Here is a 19,298-nt window from a genome sequence, read left to right on the forward strand (position 1 = left end):
AGTGAGCCACTCCCTCCCACTCCATAATGATTCATTTCCAAACGAACCACCTTGGATTAGGGTAAATATTGCACGGATTAGCACATCTGCTTTTGCAGTGGAAGTTGGTATACTAAACGTAATCAAGAGGATTACTCACCAGCCTACGAGGAGGATCATCATATGACATTTTCGTTTAATGGATTTTCGACTACACCTACAGAGCCGTGGAACCAGTTATCGTTTTCAGCCACCAATGAAAGCGCTAACTTAAAATTAACCGGTGAACAGCATCAGCTTGTTGAAGGGTTCGGTGGTTGCTTCAATGAGCTTGGTTATTTGGCTTTGGCCCATTTAAGTGACGAGCAGCGACACGAAGTCATGCATTCCCTGTTCCACCCGGAAGGGGAACATCGGTTCACGATCTGTCGCCTGCCGATCGGCGCGAGTGATTATGCAGAGCAGTGGTATAGCCACAACGAAGTAGACGGAGATGTGGCCATGGACCATTTTTCCATCGAACGAGATTTCAAATATCTGATCCCTTATATCAAGGAGGCTTTGAGTTATAACCCGGATTTGCAATTATTCGCATCGCCATGGAGTCCACCAACCTGGATGAAGTTCCCCAAAGCCTACAACTATGGAACATTGCGTTGGGAAAAGGAAATTCTCGAAGCCTATGCTCTTTACTTCGTGAAGTTTGTTGAAGCCTACCGTGAAGCGGGCATTACGATTCATCAGGTGCATGTGCAGAACGAAGTGATCGCCGACCAGAAATTCCCGTCTTGTATGTGGACAGGCGAGCAACTGCGTGAATTTATCGCTGATTATCTAGGGCCGGCTTTTGACAAACATGGGCTGGACACCGAAATTTGGCTGGGTACGATTAATGCGCCTGATCCGTGGGAAGAACTGATGAAAAAGAAAACAACCGGATTCGATGAATATGCCGGACTGGTGCTCAGCGATCCCAAAGCCTACTCCTATATCAAAGGAGTCGGATATCAATGGGCAGGCAAACACGCCATTCAACGTACCGTAGCAAGTTATCCGGAGCTTCGTTACATGCAGACCGAGAATGAATGCGGGGATGGGAACAACTCGTGGAACTACGCCAAGCACGTATATAACCTCTATCAACACTATTTCAGTAATGGCGTCAACGCCTATATCTATTGGAACATGGTGCTTGAGCCTAAAGGACGTAGCACATGGGGCTGGGAGCAGAATTCAATGATCACTGTTGATCCTGCAAGTAAGGACGTCACTCGTAATCCAGAGTATTATGTCATGAAACATTTTGCTCATCATATCGTTAATGGCGCTCGCCGGCTGGGTCTGTCTGGAGCATGGAGCGGCAAAGCCGTTGCTTTCCGCAACCCGGATAACAGCCTCGTTATCGTTGTTAACAATCCGTTCCCGGATCGCCGTGACCTTCACTTGACGTTCGCCGAAGGACACACGGTTCATGTGCAGTTAGAAGCCGATTCCTTTAACAGTATGGTGATTACAGCGAATTAAAACACCGTATGAACGGCAAGAAACGCAAACATGGCATGATACTGATGCAAGTTAAAAGATCCTGTCCCACATCGTAGTGGGACAGGATCTTTTTTGAGGGGATAATGCATGTTAACTGATTTCAAACGGGTAGAGTGAATCCATTCTGCCTGTGATTGTACTTTTACTAAAGTTTATACAAATGCCCACTCCAAGGTCTGTACCTGGGCTTATGGATTGTTCGCCATGTAGGTTTTCAGCCACTGCATTGCAGGACGCTCTGTGCCATTGCTTCTTACCAGGTGGGAACCACTAGTCCAAGTTTGGTTTTCGTTGTAACCCCACAGCGTAACACCTTTAACAGCCGGGTGCTTCCACAGTACAGGGAACTTCTGTTGGTAACGTTGCAATTGGGTATTGTCATCGCCAGTCATGTCCAGCTCAGATACATACACTGGAAGGCCTGTTGCTTGCAGTTTGTTCAGAACAGTGTTCATCGTGTTCACAGATACATTGTCCATATTGAAGTAGTGCGCTTGAATACCGATGCCATCAACGAGACCTCTGTTTTTCAAAAGGTTGATGATTTGGATATATCGATCTGCCTTCGCAGGGTCACCGATAATGCCGTATTCATTGATCAGCAACTTGGAATTCGGGAAGGCTTGTCTTGCTTGTTGGAATGACCAGATGACCCAATCCCAGCCCGTCTGTCCATCTCCACCAATCGCATTGTGGAAGGCTGGCTTTGCATGCAACGGCTCATTGACTACGTCAACAAACTCCGACTGAGAGTAGCGTTGTCCTGCAGCTCTGATCCATTGAATTACTTCGTTTCTCTGATCTGTTGCAGAAAGGCCATTCATCCAGTTAGGTGCCTGATTTCCCCAAACAAGGGTGTGGAATTTGAAAGGCATTTTATTGTTTTTCGCATAGTTGTAAGCCATATCTGCCTGGCCCCAATTCATCACATTACGCGTACCTTCTACCGCACCCCACTTCGTGGAGTTCTCCGGCGTCACCTGATTCCAGTACGGACTGAAATTGTTAGGTACCTGGTTAGCTATAATATTCCCCAAGAATTTACTGCCTTTAGCCAATCCGGCACTGACACTGCCCACCGCGACTGACGCGGCCAGCACACCTGCCAGAGCAAGCGTACCTACCGTCTTAAACCATTTGGACTTCAACATAATATTCCTCCTTGGTTTGGTTTATTTTATAAAGCGCTTACAAGGACATCATAATGGATAATTTTGGTTTTATACACATATAAAACATACTATTTACTTTGAAAAGTATACTTCCTATTGCTTTATCTTTTTTCTCTGCTTTACGCAACTGTATCGAACATATATGTTACATCAGCGTTTACATTGCGTTGATGTTTCTCTAGTATGGAATGATACATATCATTACAAATATTCAAACACAAAGGGGATTACACATGCGCACACATGGTTTAAAACGTTTTGCTAGTTGGTCATTATCCATTCTATTAGGCACTTCCCTGTTGCTCGCGCCGCTCGCTTCGGAATATGCTCACGCAGCTGAAGCAAATCCAGAGACTAAGATTACTTTGCTTGGCACATCTGATATTCATGGTCGCTTTATGCCATGGGACTACGCACTGGATGGCCCTAACCCTGCCGGAAGCATGACACAGCTCTATACGATGGTAAAAAAGGTTCGTGCTGAGAACCCTAACACCATCCTGCTCGATGCGGGAGATATGATTCAGGACAACTCAGCTGAGCTGTTCAATGATCAGCCCCAGTCACCGATGATGGTGGCCATGAACGAAATGAACTATGATGCCTGGGTTATGGGGAATCATGAATTCAACTTTGGCCTGGACGTGCTGGAGAAAATCTCTTCTCAGTTCAAAGGCCAGGCGCTTGTCGGTAACATTTTCAAAGAAAACGGCGACCGTTACATGCCTGCATATACCATTATTGAGCGCGATGGTATCAAAGTAGGCGTGATTGGTATGAACACCCCGATGATTACTGAATTTGAAAAAGGAACCGATCACCTGGATGGTGTCATTGTCAAAGACCCTGTAGAAGAGACTCGCAAAGCCATTGCTGAGCTGAAAGGCAAAGTGGATGTGATGGTTGGTCTCATGCATATGGGACTGGATAACGAGAACGGCAAACCGGGAACCGGCGTCACGGACATCGCCAATGCCAACCCGGAACTGGCTGCTATTTTTGCCGGACATATGCATCAGCTGATTGAATCACAGACTGTAAACGGCGTGCTGATCTCTGAACCCAACAAATATGGTACACACATGTCACGTATTGACCTGACATTTGCCAAAGAGGACGGCAAGGTTGTGTTGAAGAGCAAGGAAGCCAAGGCACTCGCTGTCAAAAAAGCAGACGGCACTTATGAAGTTTCCGATCCTTCTCTGGAAAAAACACTGCATCTGTTCCACGAGTTCGCTCGTGCCGATGCTAATATCGTGGTCGCGGAACTGAAAGGAATGAATCTGGTTCCGGCGGATGAGATCAAAGGCATCCCTGCCGTGCAGATTCAGGAAACGCCGCTGTCTGATTTTTTCACCGAGGTCATGCTCCATTACAGTGATGCTGACGTTGTTGCCCATCAGATTGATAATGACAAAGCCAAGCTGGACGTTGGCCCGATCAAGAAAAAAGATATTGCGTTTAACTACCAGTACACTTTTGGTGAAGTGACGGTATATGAAGTGACCGGACGAGATCTTAAGGATTACATGGAATGGTCTGCGGGATACTTTAACTCCACTCGCCCAGGGGATGTAACCATCAGCTTTGATCCGAAGCGACGTGCTTCCAAGTACAGCACCGATGATTTCTTCGGCGGTGTGACCTATGAGATTGATCTGACCAAGCCATATGGCAGTCGAATCACGAATTTGAAATACAGTAATGGAAAAGCCGTTCAGGAGGGTGATACGCTCAAGCTCGGTATGAATGCTTATCGGATGGAAGCACTCATTGCCAAAGGCGGGGCGCTTGAAGGACGTACGTTCAAGCAACTCTGGTCCTCCAAGGATGCTTCAGCCTTTGGTGAGATTCAAGGCACGATCCGTAATCTGTCTATCGCATATCTGAAAGACGTGATGAAAGGTGTCTACGAACCGAAGATTCAGCAACATTGGAAAATCACTGGCGTAGACCTGACTGCACCGGAGCGTGCAGATGTCGTGGAACTGATTAATGCCGGTATTATGAATGTGCCGACAACGGAAGATGGCAAGTACACCAATATTGCCTCCATTAATATTTTGGATGCTGTAACTTCGGACGAGATTGAAGCTCTCTCTTCCAAAGCAGGGATAGATGCAGCACAATTCAAAGGCGTAAAAACGAAAGGTGCTTTCTACCAGAAGTTGAACAAGGCTCGCAAAGCAGTAGAAGGTAAAGACAATGGCGGGGGTTCCCCATCTCCAGCACCTGCACCGGAGAAACCGGTAACTCCAGCGAAGCCGAACCCAACTCCGGTTCCTACACCTGGAGCGCCAAAACCAGGTACTCCAAAACCAGGTAAACCACCTGTTTCTTCGGACAATGGCAAGCCAAGTGTCACAGCTCCAGGCAAACAAGCGAGGGTTACAGCCACTCATCTGAATGTACGTGCGGGTGCATCCTCCAAATCTAAAGTGATTACTTCTGTACCACAAGGTACGATACTTGAAGTAGTTAGCACAGGCCATGCCTATGGCTGGGTCAAAGTGAAGCTGAATGGACAGATGGCATACGTTTACGACAAATATGTGAGTATTCTAAAATAACACTGTATGTATCAAGGCGGTACACCCATGTAATGATGGAGGTATCGTCTTTTTATTATTTTGAGTTCACTTTCGAGGAAGCTCTTTGTGGAATGATACAAATCGTTTCACGTGGAACGTTGCACATCTAACGATCTCCAGACACGCTATTTAGGCGATTTTACGCGTTTTTATTTTCTAACGATCTCAGGAGACCTTATTTGGGCAAAATGAAGTGAGATCGGATGTTCTTATCGTGTTTTCAGCAAAATAAGCTTTCTGGTGATCGTTACAATTCCAACACGCTCTATATCGTTCCAATAAGCTAATCTGAGATCGTTAGAATAATGCGGGTGCGGACAATGACCGTAACTACTTTCACCGGTATATAGGGGTGCTCCGATATTCAGAAGTTGAGTCTCTTTATTTTCCACGCGCTTCCCGTGCACATAGAGTATAATAGGCAGGTATATGTTACATGTACGGTGCAATGCTGGTAAGTAAGATCATTAACATGGTTACCGAGACCAAAATAACGTGAGCAGACGGCATTTCAAAACTAAACGCAAAAGAGGTAAATGATGAGTAAGCAGTATTTTAAAGATTATGGCTTGGGGGAAGAAATCGTCAAAGCACTGGACAGTCTGGGTTACGAGAATCCCACCGAAGTTCAGACCCGGGTTATTCCCGTTGCACTGGAGAATCAGGATCTTGTGGTAAAATCACAGACGGGCAGCGGCAAAACAGCCGCATACGGTATTCCACTCTGCGAGCTGGTAGACTGGAACGAGAATAAACCGCAGGCCCTGATTCTGACCCCCACACGGGAGCTGGCCCTGCAGGTCAACGAAGATATCACCAACATTGGTCGCTTTAAACGTATTAAAGCAACTGCGCTGTATGGACAATCTCCTTTTCACATTCAAAAAGCCGAGCTGAAACAACGGACCCATGTGGCTGTGGGCACACCAGGCCGAGTATTGGATCATATTGAACGGGGCACGCTGCCGCTGGATCGCATCGCATATCTGGTCATTGACGAAGCAGATGAGATGCTGAACATGGGCTTTATCGAGACGGTGCGAGCGATTATTCAGGCACTACCGCAGGAACGGACAACGATGCTGTTCTCCGCAACGTTCCCGGAAGATGTAGCGAAGCTTTCACGTCAATACATGGATACTCCTGTAGAGATCGAGATTAAAGCTAGCGGACTGACTACAGCAACGATTGAACATGCCGTGATTCGCACGTCGGAAGTGAACAAAACTGCACTGCTTCAGGACTTGTTTATTACAGAAAACCCAGACAGCTGTATTGTATTTTGCCGCACACAGGAGAATGTCGATAAGCTGTTCCGCGTGTTGGCTGATTTGGACTATCCGGCAGATCGTATCCATGGCGGTATGGAGCAAGATGAGCGAATTGAAGTGATGAATGCCTTCAGACGTGGACAATTCCGTTATCTGATCGCCACTGACGTTGCCGCGCGTGGAATTGACATCACGAACATCACCCATGTCATCAATTATGATATCCCGCTTGAAAAAGAAAGCTATGTACACCGTACAGGCCGCACGGGCCGTGCAGGGAAAACAGGAAGAGCCTTCACTATGGTCACCCCAAAGGATGGCAGACGTCTTGCGGAGATCGAATCCTACATTGGGTTTGAGATTCCTGTGGTCAAAGCCCCTTCAGAAGATGAGGTAGATCGCTGCCGGGAAGCATTCGAGAAACGCCTCAAGATCGCACCTGAACGCAAAAAGGACAAGCGTGAGCAGTTGAACCAGCAGATCATGAAGCTGAATTTCAACGGAGGTAAGAAGAAAAAACTTCGTGCGGTTGATTTTGTAGGAACGATTGCGAAGATTGAAGGCGTAAGTGCAGACGATATCGGGATTATCACGATTCTGGATAACGTGACGGATGTGGAAATTCTGAATGGTAAAGGTCCACTTGTCCTGGAAGTTATGCAGCATACTACGATCAAGCGTATGCAACTTAAGGTACGTAAAGGTCACAAAAATTAACGAAGAAGCAACGAAACAACGAACAACGAAAGAAGAAACAAATCCATTTCTTCGCTTATGAATCAAATCAAAACCAGGGATAAAGACTTTTGAAGTCTGTCCCTGGTTTTTTATCTACATATAACAAATGCCATTCCATCTAGGATGACTATAGATCTTATCTCATTTTTAAATCCCTACACCGTAATATTCAGATCTACTTTTTCTTCTTACGCACCGCTCCATCGTGGATAGAATACCGAAACAGCTTATCCTCCGCACTACCTTGATCATCCGTCACCTGAAAGGTTCCAGCATCCGCCGTCTTGTATACCCCTCCTGTCACAAAACTGAACACAGCCTGATCATCCTTGCCCCAATATGGGTTTAACATGACAAAAGATGCTCCATCGATGCCTTTTACGGTACGTTTGCCATTCGCATTATATAGACTATTTCGATCCTTGGCCCAGCTCTGGGGATCAGCTTCGAGCAAATGAGTAAAGCTAGCACGGTCTATCTTTTTATTGACTATGCCCCACAGATATACCTGATTCGCATCTACAGCCCAACTACCGGATGGTGTGAGCACTTCAAAACTTGCCGCATCCGCTCCCTTGATCCGTTGAAGTACATCATCAGGATGACCGAAAGGCTGACTCGTACGCGCATACTGCGCATGATATACGTCGTTCTGATCTCTGGATAAACCCAGATGCTCCGTACCGCCTAACAATTCAAATGTGAATACGTCCGCTCCCTCAACACGATACCCGTTATAATAAACATGCTGCTTGTCTCGACCAAATCGGCCTCCAAGTGACTCGAAGCTCTTCGGATCTGCTTCACGGATGATACGGCACTGAAAATAAACCCAATTCCGATCACGCGCAAACTGTTCGTCTAGCGGTTCAAATGAACTTCGATCCGCACTGCGAACCAAATGGAAGGTGTCTTTAGCATCTCGCCTGTACCCACCGCCGGACTCTGTCCGATAGAATACGGAGGTAGCCGTGGCATACCAATCCCCCGTAAGCTGCATCGCATCATCTGCATGATGAGCGTAGTTAGTCCGCCACCAGCCCGGTATATCTGGGTAATGCTCCCGGAGCCAATCTACGATCTCATATTTATATTCATTGGCGTAACGAAGGCCGCTCGACAAGTGAAACAAATGATCCAGATCCGTACAGTAATCATGCCGCGCAATGGCTGAACTTGTATCAATTTCATCGAACACATGAAAATGCTGGCTGTCTTTGACGTATAGTTGATGTTTATCCTTTGCAAAATAAGGCGTCCCTGGCAACAGCTCAAAACTGCCTGGATCGGAGGGAGAAACGGGCTTGTCCTCCAGATAGACATGCTGCGAATCAGAACTGTAATCCTCGTGCACGACATGGAATGCTTCCGTATCTTGACTGAACAAACTGGCCTTGTTCGTACGTGCATTGAACCACCATATACCCTGATAATCTTTTAGATAGGCAAATGTCAGCCAGCCGTTGGGGTAGGTCGATAAGACTTCGAAACCATCAGCAGTGATCCCGCCTTTGACCAGAACCGCGTCTCCGTCCTCTTTCTGCAAGACCACTAGAGCCTTCGCATTGATCACAAAGCGATCCATAACCGTTTCTCCTCCAATCCAAGAAATACATGGTCAGAAATTATAAGTGTGAGCCACCACTGGCATCCAGACATTGTCCTGTCATCCAGCGACTATCCGCCGAGGCAAGAAATGCAGCGATATCAGCCACATCCTCGGGTTCTCCCCAGCGATTCATTACAGAGAGCCCGGCTGCATACGCCTGTCCCTGTGGGTTCGCAAGTGTTCCTTCATTCATCTCGGTGTTAATGATACCTGGTTGTATGGCGTTAACCCTGATCTGGCGGCTTCCCAGTTCTTTGGCTAGCAGCTTCGTGAACGTATCCATGGCCCCTTTGGTCATACTATAAGCAAACACTCCTGGGGAAGATACGCGTGTAACAAAAGAGGATATATTGATGATACACCCTCCATCCCGAAGCCGAGAGACGGCCTGCTGTGTCACAAATAGCGGTGCTTTTACATTAATTCTTATGACATCTTCAAAAGATTCTTCCGTCGTTTCCTCCAGGCTAAGGATCTGTCCTATGCCAGCGTTATTCACCAAAATATCCAACTTGCCTTCTTGCCCATGCTTCTGAACAGCAGCATCGATCTTGGAAAACAATGCATGAATGCCATCCAGCGTACTTAAATCAGCTCCTATGGCCTGCCCCTGTCCACCACGGTCTATGATGTGCCGCACCACACTCTCCGCTTCCGCCTGCCTTGTTGCAAAATGCACAAGAACGTATGCCCCCTCCTGTGCCAGGCGGATCGCAATACTCCGGCCAATACCTCTGCTCGCACCTGTTACTACGGCTACTTGTCCTTCCAGTCTTCTGCATGTCTCGTTCATAACGTCATCCCCTTCAATGAATAATCTGACCTTCTCAAAGGCTCAGGACAGTTATATCACGAGACGACAATCACAATCTTGCTCTTATATTCGGGCGATACCTCAATCACTTGTACAGTCCCAAACGGTGATGAAGCTGCTCTCGAATCTCTGTTTGATTGAGTACTTTAACGATCAGCGCAGGTGTGTACTGCTGTTGCATGATTTCAAAAGAAAATTCCGGACTGCACGATGAGGGAACCGTCTGAAACAACTGATAGAAATATAGGCCATTCGGTTCGTCTGAGCCTCTATACTTATACGGTGCCTGATAAATCAGGTAAGGCATTTGGGCCAGATCAGGCTTGTGAAATCCCTTTTTATCGTGATCCGACAGCAGATTTATCCATCGCGGGTCATCGCCCATATCCTCAATCAAGTTATAACGAGATGTCTTCATTTCCACATTCTCCAATATCAGTTCAGTCACGTCGGCTGTATTCTCTCTCGCAAAACCGTATACGTACCCCGCCTGACTCGGCTCCTCGCTATGATCGGTGCGGCTCAAACAGGCAAAGTACAACGCACGTAGCGGAGACGCTGTAAGTTCCAGCAAGTTCGTAGGCAGACCCTCATGGTGACACCAGGCTAACACATGCTCGCGCTCCCACTCTCCCGCTTGATCTGCCATATCTCGAACATAATCGTTTACTGCATCCACATAATATTCCGGGTTATCTCGAAGCAATCGCGCTATTCCTGATCGAAGTAAAGACGAGGATTGAGTGGCATATCTCCTGTTTTCTCCGCGATAATAATACCCCTCCTGACCATTCGGTAACTCTTCAATCATCGCTATGTAGTCTTCTATCGATTTCACCTCATAGCATACGGCATCATTCATAGCAATCTAGCACCTCCAGCACCTATATGTGTTTATCCTTCATCTTCCTACAAACATACTACCATTTACATACGACTTCATCTGATCTTTGGCTTCATATCACGGACAATTGGAGCAGAATTCATGCTCTTACCGCTTATTCACCAACAGATGTTGCTATGTTCAGCAATCTCTGAATTGTTCACTTGCTAAATATTGTAAATCAACTACAATAGATTTGAAAGCGCTTTAATTATTTTCTAATCTATATGGAGGTGTACGTAATGGGAAAACGTAAGACGGTCTGGCTTCTGGTTTTCACACTCGCATTAACGATGTTTGGTCTACATCCTGAACGAAGCAACGCGGCAAGTGTAGCAATTACCAATGGTACCGATTGGCTTGATACGGCTGGCAATCCCATTCACGCCAACAGCGGTAATATCCTGCAGGTAGGCTCAATGTATTATCTGTATGGTGAACACGCGGTGGGTGGTAAGTTTGACAGCGTAAACGTCTACACCTCAACGGATTTGAAAAATTGGACCTTTAGCAATGCCATCTTGACCAAAGACTCCGCGACGGAACTCGCCTCCAGCAAGATTGAACGTCCCAAAGTGATCTATAATGCCTCCACCAAGCAGTATGTACTCTGGGCTCATTATGAGAACGGTACAGATTATAATCTCGGCCGCGTTGCGGTAGCCACAAGCAGTACACCCAATGGCAAATTTACGTATGAAGGCAGCTTCCGCCCGCTTGATTATGAATCTCGTGACATGACTGTTTTTGTGGACACGGACGGCACAGGTTATCTCGTAACGGCCTCCCGTAAAAACGGCGGTGCGAATGATACGATGGCTGTTTTTAAAATGAATGCAAGTTATACAGGGATACAATCTTTCGAAGGATGGTTGTTCGAGAATGCATACCGCGAGGCCCCGGCTGTTGTGAAAAAAGGAAACCGCTACTACCTCTTCACCTCCCAAGCGGCCGGCTGGTATCCGAATCAGGGTGCATACGCTACAGCTACTTCAATGACCGGGCCATGGTCTGCACTAACGCCTTATGGCAACCCGTCTGCCTTTGGCTCCCAGATCCATGATATTGCCACGATTCAGGGCAGCAGCACCACTTCGTATATCTATATGGCGGATCGCTGGAATCCGATGAATCTGGGCGAGCACAAACATATCTGGTTGCCCCTCACGCTGAATGACGGCAATGGAACGGCATCACTGGAATGGTATACCACATGGAATATTGATGCGGCAACAGGTCAGATCACGTTACCTGCTCTCGTCAATCATGCCCAAGGCAAGACAGCCTCCGCTAGCTCGACGGCTTCTGGCTCGTCGCCTTCCCTTGTCAATGACGGTAACTATCAGACCTCGTGGGTGGCTTCTTCCAACAGTTGGCCTGCGTGGTGGCAGGTTGATTTTGGAGCACCAAAGACCATTACGGAGATAGATACTTCGTGGTTTATGTATAAAGGTTCCGAGGGATATTACAAATACAAAATCGAGATTAGCAACGATGGTGTAAACTACTCCACGCTGGATCGCACCAACAATCTGACATATGGTTTCACCACGGATGCGGTGCATTTCACGGCACGCTATGTGCGAATCAATATGGTCAACGCTGTCTTGTGGAACAATCCGGGCAACTGGTACACCCCAACACTGCATGAAGTCAAAATGCTGGGCCCATCCACACCTGAAGCTACAGGCTACAGCCAGTTCGCTTCACACAATGTACCGGATCGCATGATCCGTCACGCCAACTATGTTGCTCGCATTGATGCAAATGTCACCCCCGCTCTGGATGCCCAGTTCCGCGTTGTACCGGGTCTTGCCAGCTCTACAGGTGTTTCGCTGGAGGCAATCAACTACCCTGGTTATTTCCTGAAGCGTAATGCGAGTAATAAAATTGTACTTGAAGCCTTCACAAACACCACTGCATATAAAGGCGATGCCACGTTCCTGATCAGCCCCGGCTGGGCAGACGGCACCAAAGTATCTTTGCAATCATACAGCCAACCGGGATATTACATCCGACATTATGATTATGTGTTGCAACTGGATGCCGTGAATACCGCCAGCAATACGACTACAAAAGCAGATGCTACGTTTGGGCGATTGAATTTCTAAGCAACAATGATGTTCAAATTCATCTTTCTCCATGCTCAGCAGACTATTTCCTTCACAAGAAATAGTCTGTCTACCCATCAATTGAACCTATGATTCGAGAAACGAAAGATAAATTTGCGCCCATCCTCGTCTGCATCTGCGGTTAAGGCTACTTCTTCCTCGTACAATCCTTGCGTATAATTCGCTACCGTCTTGCGCCAGAAATGCTGACCCGTTTTGTTTTTCTCCCCTGGATTGGTGAATATCTCCCAGTTGCCCTTAAACATAGCGAAGATCATTACAGCCGCCTTCTCCGCGATACCCATTCCCCGATACGGCTGCAACAGGAAAAATTCATGCATGAAAAAATCGATGCCTGGCGCACAGTGAGGCGGTGTTGCCACCATTGCAAATCCAGCAGGTCTGTCCTCAGCCATGATCAGGAAAGGATAGAGACAGCCCGGCTTTTCCCACCATATATTTTGCACATCGTATTGGTCTTGTAATGTTCGGTAGTCAGAACTCGCTTCGTAAATACCATGTACATTCGGTCGATGTGCCTCCTGCAACCCATAATGTCCAGACAGGTCATGCAGGTATAACGGATACATGTTTTTGATGATATATGCCTTATCCTGATTTGTCAGTTCCACTTGGATGTTCATGTTTATCTAAATCACCGTTCCTTCCACTGGTTACGGCCGCTTCCTTACTCTAAATAAGTAAACGTGCCCTCTGGACTCTATTGTACGAATGCTGGCGGTGGACAGATATGTAATATTCGTTTTCTAATCATTCTGTACATCCACATGTCTACTCATTGAAAAAACATAGTAAAAAGCCACATCCGATGGCTCGAATGTGACTTCCTTTTCATCCAATCTCATTTCATTTCTATTTCTATTTCGCTTCGCTTTTTACAATATACAATTTTCTTAATACTCTCGATGGATAAACAATATTGCTCTGCAAGCTCATCGATCGTTGCTTCCGTAGCAAACTTCTGGCGAATTTCGTTGTTCCGCTCCCGAATCAGTTGTCGACCGCCTGAATTCTCCCCCCATTTCTTATGGGTATCCTTAGGCCTCGGAATATAGATTAATCCACCAGGAAGATGACGTTGTATCTCCTCGAGCAATGCCTTCGGAAGGACGGCATCCGCATTCACATATTTCATCGTACTCCACTCCTTAAAAAGTTAATCTTTAAGGCAGCAGAGTCTTACGAAGAAACTTTTGACTTCATCGTGTCAATGATGGCGGGAATGGATATTAGGCTCTATGCAAACAACCGCCGTTGTTCCTCGCATGGACTCTGCATAGAGCGTGTCGTGAAACCTATTATGAATCGAATCATGGTAGCCCCCCTTTCGCTGAATCGATATAAAATTACGTAAAATCAGGCCCCGGCATTTCAAATTACACTCCTATATCTTCCATATAGGAAACTGATATCCTTTAATCCTCCTTATACTGCGCTACACTTTGCTCCAGCATCGTACGGACCTGCTCTTGAAATTCTGGTGGAGATATCACCTTGACCTCGGGTCCATAGGAGAGTAGCCTACGCGCTGTAAAAGCAAACTCCGAATGTGGCACAACGCCGCGCCACTCTTGATCTGATACGGTCTTGAATAATGTATCCGACGCGGCTATTCTCGCCCCGAATGCTGTAAATTGCAGTACAACCTCTTCGCCATCCGTGTGCGCTGCCTGTTTCAGCCATGCTTTTAGTGTGGGTACAGATTCATCCATCTGACCCAGCACTGTAAGCTGCTTTATTCGATCCACACGATATAACAATACGCGATCGTTATGCCGTGCAGGCATGTACCAATACCCCTGCTCATAATAGATGCCTATGGGATTGACGGTCACCTTTTTCCAGCCACTGCGAGCGTTGTACAAAAATGAAATCACTTTCTTCTCGACTGCGGCTGTTAACAGATCCGATGTAAGGGAATCGTGATGCTCACCCGGATGCTGCATAAATGCAATATGCTCTCTCATCCCTACAATCCGTTCCTGTACATCCGAAGGCAGTGTAGAGAAATACTGTTCTGCCAGATGTCCACGAATCGAACCATACGGAAAATCAGGAACCATCTCCAAATATTCAAGCATCATAAACAAACCTAATGCTTCCTGCTGCGTCAGCTGCAGAGGTGGCAAAATGCGATTGGGCAGCACACGGTATCCACCGTTAACACCTACCTCCGTGTATAAGGGAAAGCCCATCGCCTGTAATGCATCCAGATCACGCTGGATGGTTCGAACCGATACTTCGAATCGTTCTGCCAGCTCCCGAGCCGTGAACTTATGTCTGGAATCCATGAGGCGCATCATCGCCAGCCTGCGTTGATTCATCATATCCCCACCTAAACTACGTCATTTTTTGTCATAGAAAAATTGTAACATATCCGAGCTATTCCACGAACGCGAAGACGTTATAGCATCCTTGAATGATTTTGCTTTGCAGGCAGGCTCTCCGCACATAGATGTAGAATATTAAGGCATCTACCATTAAATGTCGGGAGTTGAGACCAACAATGACCAGTAAAGAAATCTTTCCTGTAAATGTACGTGAGATTATTGATTACATAGAACATGGCGATGTATTGAAAAGGGCATATTTCCCCGTTACCGATGGCGTTACAACAGACGAAGTCGCTTCTGAGATACCAAATCCGTTTACGAATCTAGAGGAAGCCTTGCTATTTTACCAGGATCAAGATGTAGAACTACCTTATTATTTTCTATTAGACATCACCGCAGATGCCTCAGGAGATATTCCGCCCGCCTCTGGTGATCAGGAGAAGTCACTTGCCCGAGCGTTCATTATGTATGAAGAAGAGCAAGACTTCTACGGCATAATGAAGAAAAAATTAGAGGGACAGGCCCCGGAATTGGGCCTGAAGCCTGATCAACTTAACCACCTTGCTGATATTATCAGCAGTGATCTATTTCAGATTGCGAGAGCGCGATTGTTATGCAAGGAGCCACATCCGTATTTTGAAGAGATGTTTAATATCTATAAAAATCAAGGACTGCCTGTAGGCTGGGTAGGTGGCGAATCTGCCAGTGAAGGGCACTTCGTCATTTATAGTCGTCCAAGACAGGAGAGATGATGTTGAGAGACAAGATTGCAGCCTTTCGAGGCTCCAAGCATTTTGAATTAAAACATGTTACGGATCACGTCATTGCGGCCATTGCGGTTCCAGGAACAGGATCATTAGGGAATGCAACCATCATTGATCTGGGCGATGCAACAATGGTCGTGGATACTTTCCTAACCCCGCAGGCCGCATCAGACCTGAAAGAAGCAGCCACTTCTATTACAGGGAGACTGGTAACTTACGTTGTGAATACACACTGGCACAGTGATCACACCTCTGGAAATCAAGTGTTTGTACCCGAAGCTCTCATCATCTCGACAACGGCTACCCGCGAGATTATGGATACCTTTTCAAGACAAAGAATAGCTCAATATCGGGAGAATACGGAGCAGATGAATCAGGCGATTCATCAACAAGAAATACAACTGCAGCAAGAGACCGATGAAAAGTTAAAACGAGAGATGGCCTGGGATAATGCCAGTGACCGTGAGTTTATGCAGATGCTTCCCGATCTGGTACATTCCGTTCCCACGATAACCTTTGATCAACAGATGGTCATTCACGGTAGTCAATGTACCGTTCAACTCCTTACATTTGGTGGGGGACATACCCAGAGTGACACCATCCTGTATATTCCTGAAGAGAAAATCGTTATTACAGGAGATCTGGTCCTGTCCAAACACCATCCGGTTTTGGCTAATGCCAACCCGCAGGAGTGGCGGCGTATATTGGAACAGATCGAGCAGCTTGGGGTGGAGACAATCATTCCCGGGCATGGAGAGGTATGCTCTCTGCAAGAGCTTCATGATGTAAAAGGATATATTCACGATATGCTGGCTCTGGTGACAGAAGCCGTGAAGACCAAACAATCTATAGATGATATTGAAGTACCGCACAACTATAAGGAATGGTCGTTTACAACCTACTTCAAATCGAATTTAAGCAAAATTCACACGCTTATCACGGAGTCAGAAACATAGTGTAGTTTATAAAATTTTGAAATTTGCATAAAATCAACATTGAATTATTTTCCATTACAGGTTATGGTAAAGACAGCTTAGCGATAAGCAAGTTCCTTACACGAAGGGAGAGGTTTTATATGACTGCTACTTATACGAATATGGTGGTTCAGTATTAAAACCGAATAGCTGGCATATCTGAAAAAAGCGGGATGACTCCCGTATTCTTTGTTATGCCATCCAAAGTAACCTTTCGTGAATATTGCTGTTTGCAGATACGATGAAGGTCGTATCTTTTTTGCGTCCTGATGCCGCAGAACAGTAGCTTCGTAAGAGGCTGCTTGTTTGCGGCATTTTTGCGTCCAAAAACAACATTTAAAGGAGCTAACCTTATACCCATGATGAATTTAAAAACCTACGGATATATCGAAACAGAAGAGGTCCCCGATGGATTATTACCTGGAAGAATTACAGAACTTCGGCGGGAGCAATTCACGGTCATGACAGAGCGCGGTGAAGTCACCGCAGTATTGAAAGGTTCATTTTATTATCAGGCGGATATGCCAACTGACTTTCCTTGTGTGGGGGATTTTGTCCTGCTGCGCTACAACGATATCGGTGATTCCCTGATTGTTAAAGTGCTGCCCCGAAGGTCCAAATTCTCACGTGCAGACTATGCAGGCCATGCTGCAGGCTATGCAAAAACGATATTGGAGCAGGTTGTCGCGACCAATTTCGATGTTGTATTTATCCTGACTTCGTTGAACCAAGATTTCAATGTGAATCGCATTCTGCGTTACCTGACACAAGCCAGACAAAGCGGCGGTAAACCGGTCATCATTTTGACTAAGGCAGACCTCGTTACAGAAGATCATGCCATGCTCACGGAAGTTAAACAAAGGATCTCCGATGTACCTGTTCACGTGATCAGCAGTCATACTCGCTTGGGGCTGAACGAACTGGACACTTATCTAGCACCAGGTCAAACCGTTGTATTTCTCGGCATGTCTGGCGTGGGTAAATCCTCTCTGCTCAATGCATTAATTGAAAATGACGTCATGAGAGTGCAGGCGATACGGGAGGACGACAGCCGTGGACGCCATACCACAACACATCGTCAACTCTTTATGTTGCCTTCGGGCGCAATGGTTATTGATACGCCTGGCATGCGTGAGCTTGGGCTTTTCGATGCTGATGAAGGTATTCATGCAAGCTTTGCCGATGTCGAAGCATTATTCGCTCAGTGCCGCTTTACTGATTGCCGCCATCAGACCGAGCCTGGATGTGCAGTTCTCTCAGCACTCGCAGACGGTTCATTACAGCATGAACGGTGGGAGAATTATATTTCCCAGCAGTCAGAGAACAAGTATGTACAACACAAAACGAACTACCTCATCGAAAAAAGAGCAAAAAACAAAATCAACAGGATTCAGAGTAAACAAACCAACAAAAGCGGAGGTCGGAAGAAATGAATAAGACGAAGATGACGAAAATAAAGATGCAAACGTTAACTCATGTTTTAAACCAATATTTTAAGAAGAACATTATTGTAGCGGAATATCATACAACTACTCTGCATGGCGGAACTGTGGGTAACGTCAATCTGGTAACAGGAACAGCCGAAACCGAAGATGACCAAAAGTTTCCTTACCAACTTGTACTGAAGGTTCAGAAACAATGGGAACGTTATAATGATCCCGGTTCCTGGCGCCGGGAATATGATCTGTACATGTCTGACCTCGGAACAACATTCTCGGGGACCTTCCGCTGGCCCAAATGTTATTACGCGGAGATGAATGCCGAGGAAAATGAATTTCAACTGTGGCTGGAATATATCGATGGTGTGTCCGGTCTGGATCTGTCTATTGAAATGGTTGAACAGGCTGCGCTGGAATTAGGGCGTTATCAAGGTAAACTATACGCAGAACAGCCCGCAGTGCTGAAGAGTCTGAACAACCTGAGCCATGCCGATCTCATGAAAAATACGTATCTGCACTATCGCTCATGGCCTGTCGTTTATAATTACATCCGTTCTGAAGACTGCGAATTCCCACCCCATATCCGGCAAATGTTGATTGATATGGATGAACACTCGGACGAAATGTTCGCTCGTATCGAACAGTTGCCACTTGTGTTAAACCATCGGGATTTCTGGGTGACCAATCTGATCTATGCCGATGGGAACATCGCGCTCATCGATTGGGATACATCGGGGTGGGGATACTTTGGAGAGGATATCGCAAGCCTGGTTGCCGATGAGTGCGATATTGAGCATATGGTGGAATATTATCAGCGCTGTGTTCCTGCGTATTATAAGGGCTTTGCGGAATATGCCGATGCTCCTCCACTCGCCGACCACTGTGTACACGAGATGATTCTGTTCGTGTTCGGATACAGACTTGTCGAGGGTTATGTACATGCCGAGTCCGATGCGGCGAAGGAAGAAAACCTGCATATACTCCAGAAAATCTATGAAATGAAACATAGCCCGCTCCAGGGATAAACGGTGCGGTAGTTCATTGCTTATCCATG

At 46.4% G+C, this 19,298-nt stretch carries 15 protein-coding genes; 8 read left to right on the forward strand and 7 right to left on the reverse strand.

Translation table 11 applies throughout. The features are described from left to right. Positions 1 to 162: 162 nt before the first annotated feature. Positions 163 to 1,503: a glycoside hydrolase family 30 protein gene (locus J2T16_RS15865; protein WP_499018731.1), complete on the forward strand. Its 1,341-nt coding sequence runs from the start codon at positions 163 to 165 to the stop codon at positions 1,501 to 1,503. Between the two features lie 209 nt (positions 1,504 to 1,712). Here the strand turns inward: J2T16_RS15865 and J2T16_RS15870 are convergent, their stop codons facing one another. After that, positions 1,713 to 2,675 (reverse strand): endo-1,4-beta-xylanase, encoded by a 963-nt coding sequence (locus J2T16_RS15870; protein ID WP_154889866.1) that lies wholly within the window; start codon positions 2,673 to 2,675, stop codon positions 1,713 to 1,715. A gap of 254 nt (positions 2,676 to 2,929) precedes the next feature. Here J2T16_RS15870 and J2T16_RS15875 point away from each other — a divergent pair, with 254 nt between their 5' ends. Then, the gene (locus J2T16_RS15875; RefSeq protein ID WP_499018733.1) at positions 2,930 to 5,266 is read left to right on the forward strand and encodes a 5'-nucleotidase C-terminal domain-containing protein; all 2,337 of its coding nucleotides are present in this window, start codon (positions 2,930 to 2,932) and stop codon (positions 5,264 to 5,266) included. Between the two features lie 560 nt (positions 5,267 to 5,826). Next, complete coding sequence (locus tag J2T16_RS15880; protein WP_154890327.1) at positions 5,827 to 7,275, forward strand: DEAD/DEAH box helicase; 1,449 nt, start codon at positions 5,827 to 5,829, stop codon at positions 7,273 to 7,275. Positions 7,276 to 7,471: 196 nt separating this feature from the next. Here the strand turns inward: J2T16_RS15880 and J2T16_RS15885 are convergent, their stop codons facing one another. From J2T16_RS15885 to J2T16_RS15895, 3 genes are all read right to left on the reverse strand, one after another. After that, positions 7,472 to 8,881 carry a DKNYY domain-containing protein gene (locus J2T16_RS15885; protein WP_499018735.1) on the reverse strand — a complete coding sequence of 470 codons (1,410 nt, stop codon included), beginning with the start codon at positions 8,879 to 8,881 and terminating at the stop codon, positions 7,472 to 7,474. 40 nt (positions 8,882 to 8,921) lie between these two features. Continuing rightward, positions 8,922 to 9,698, reverse strand: a complete 777-nt coding sequence (locus tag J2T16_RS15890) for an SDR family NAD(P)-dependent oxidoreductase (RefSeq protein WP_154889862.1) — start codon at positions 9,696 to 9,698, stop codon at positions 8,922 to 8,924. A gap of 106 nt (positions 9,699 to 9,804) precedes the next feature. Continuing rightward, on the reverse strand, positions 9,805 to 10,557 hold the full coding sequence (locus J2T16_RS15895; RefSeq protein ID WP_336121591.1) for an FRG domain-containing protein: 753 nt from the start codon (positions 10,555 to 10,557) through the stop codon (positions 9,805 to 9,807). A gap of 287 nt (positions 10,558 to 10,844) precedes the next feature. On the opposite strand from J2T16_RS15895, the gene J2T16_RS15900 reads away from it, so the two are divergent. Then, positions 10,845 to 12,713: an AbfB domain-containing protein gene (locus tag J2T16_RS15900; protein WP_499018738.1), complete on the forward strand. Its 1,869-nt coding sequence runs from the start codon at positions 10,845 to 10,847 to the stop codon at positions 12,711 to 12,713. A gap of 77 nt (positions 12,714 to 12,790) precedes the next feature. Here J2T16_RS15900 and J2T16_RS15905 read toward each other — a convergent pair whose 3' ends face one another. The 3 genes from J2T16_RS15905 to J2T16_RS15915 all read right to left on the reverse strand — a co-directional run bounded on the left by J2T16_RS15905 (position 12,791) and on the right by J2T16_RS15915 (position 15,058). Then, positions 12,791 to 13,357 (reverse strand): GNAT family N-acetyltransferase, encoded by a 567-nt coding sequence (locus J2T16_RS15905; RefSeq protein WP_336121590.1) that lies wholly within the window; start codon positions 13,355 to 13,357, stop codon positions 12,791 to 12,793. Between the two features lie 218 nt (positions 13,358 to 13,575). Beyond that, positions 13,576 to 13,869 (reverse strand): CD3324 family protein, encoded by a 294-nt coding sequence (locus J2T16_RS15910; RefSeq protein ID WP_154889854.1) that lies wholly within the window; start codon positions 13,867 to 13,869, stop codon positions 13,576 to 13,578. 280 nt (positions 13,870 to 14,149) lie between these two features. After that, positions 14,150 to 15,058 (reverse strand): helix-turn-helix transcriptional regulator, encoded by a 909-nt coding sequence (locus tag J2T16_RS15915; protein WP_154889852.1) that lies wholly within the window; start codon positions 15,056 to 15,058, stop codon positions 14,150 to 14,152. Between the two features lie 182 nt (positions 15,059 to 15,240). On the opposite strand from J2T16_RS15915, the gene J2T16_RS15920 reads away from it, so the two are divergent. The 4 genes from J2T16_RS15920 to J2T16_RS15935 all read left to right on the forward strand — a co-directional run bounded on the left by J2T16_RS15920 (position 15,241) and on the right by J2T16_RS15935 (position 19,269). After that, positions 15,241 to 15,819 carry a hypothetical protein gene (locus tag J2T16_RS15920; protein WP_499018742.1) on the forward strand — a complete coding sequence of 193 codons (579 nt, stop codon included), beginning with the start codon at positions 15,241 to 15,243 and terminating at the stop codon, positions 15,817 to 15,819. A 2-nt stretch (positions 15,820 to 15,821) separates the two neighbouring features. Beyond that, entirely contained in the window at positions 15,822 to 16,787 is a 966-nt protein-coding gene (locus J2T16_RS15925) for an MBL fold metallo-hydrolase (RefSeq protein WP_336121587.1), read from the forward strand. 377 nt (positions 16,788 to 17,164) lie between these two features. Further along, positions 17,165 to 18,238: a ribosome small subunit-dependent GTPase A gene (gene rsgA / locus J2T16_RS15930; protein ID WP_499018744.1), complete on the forward strand. Its 1,074-nt coding sequence runs from the start codon at positions 17,165 to 17,167 to the stop codon at positions 18,236 to 18,238. Then, complete coding sequence (locus J2T16_RS15935; RefSeq protein ID WP_260510735.1) at positions 18,235 to 19,269, forward strand: aminoglycoside phosphotransferase family protein; 1,035 nt, start codon at positions 18,235 to 18,237, stop codon at positions 19,267 to 19,269. Before rsgA ends, J2T16_RS15935 begins: the two co-directional genes overlap by 4 nt. Positions 19,270 to 19,298 lie beyond the last annotated feature (29 nt).

Source organism: Paenibacillus intestini, from assembly GCF_030803945.1.
Lineage (GTDB): Bacteria > Bacillota > Bacilli > Paenibacillales > Paenibacillaceae > Paenibacillus > Paenibacillus polysaccharolyticus.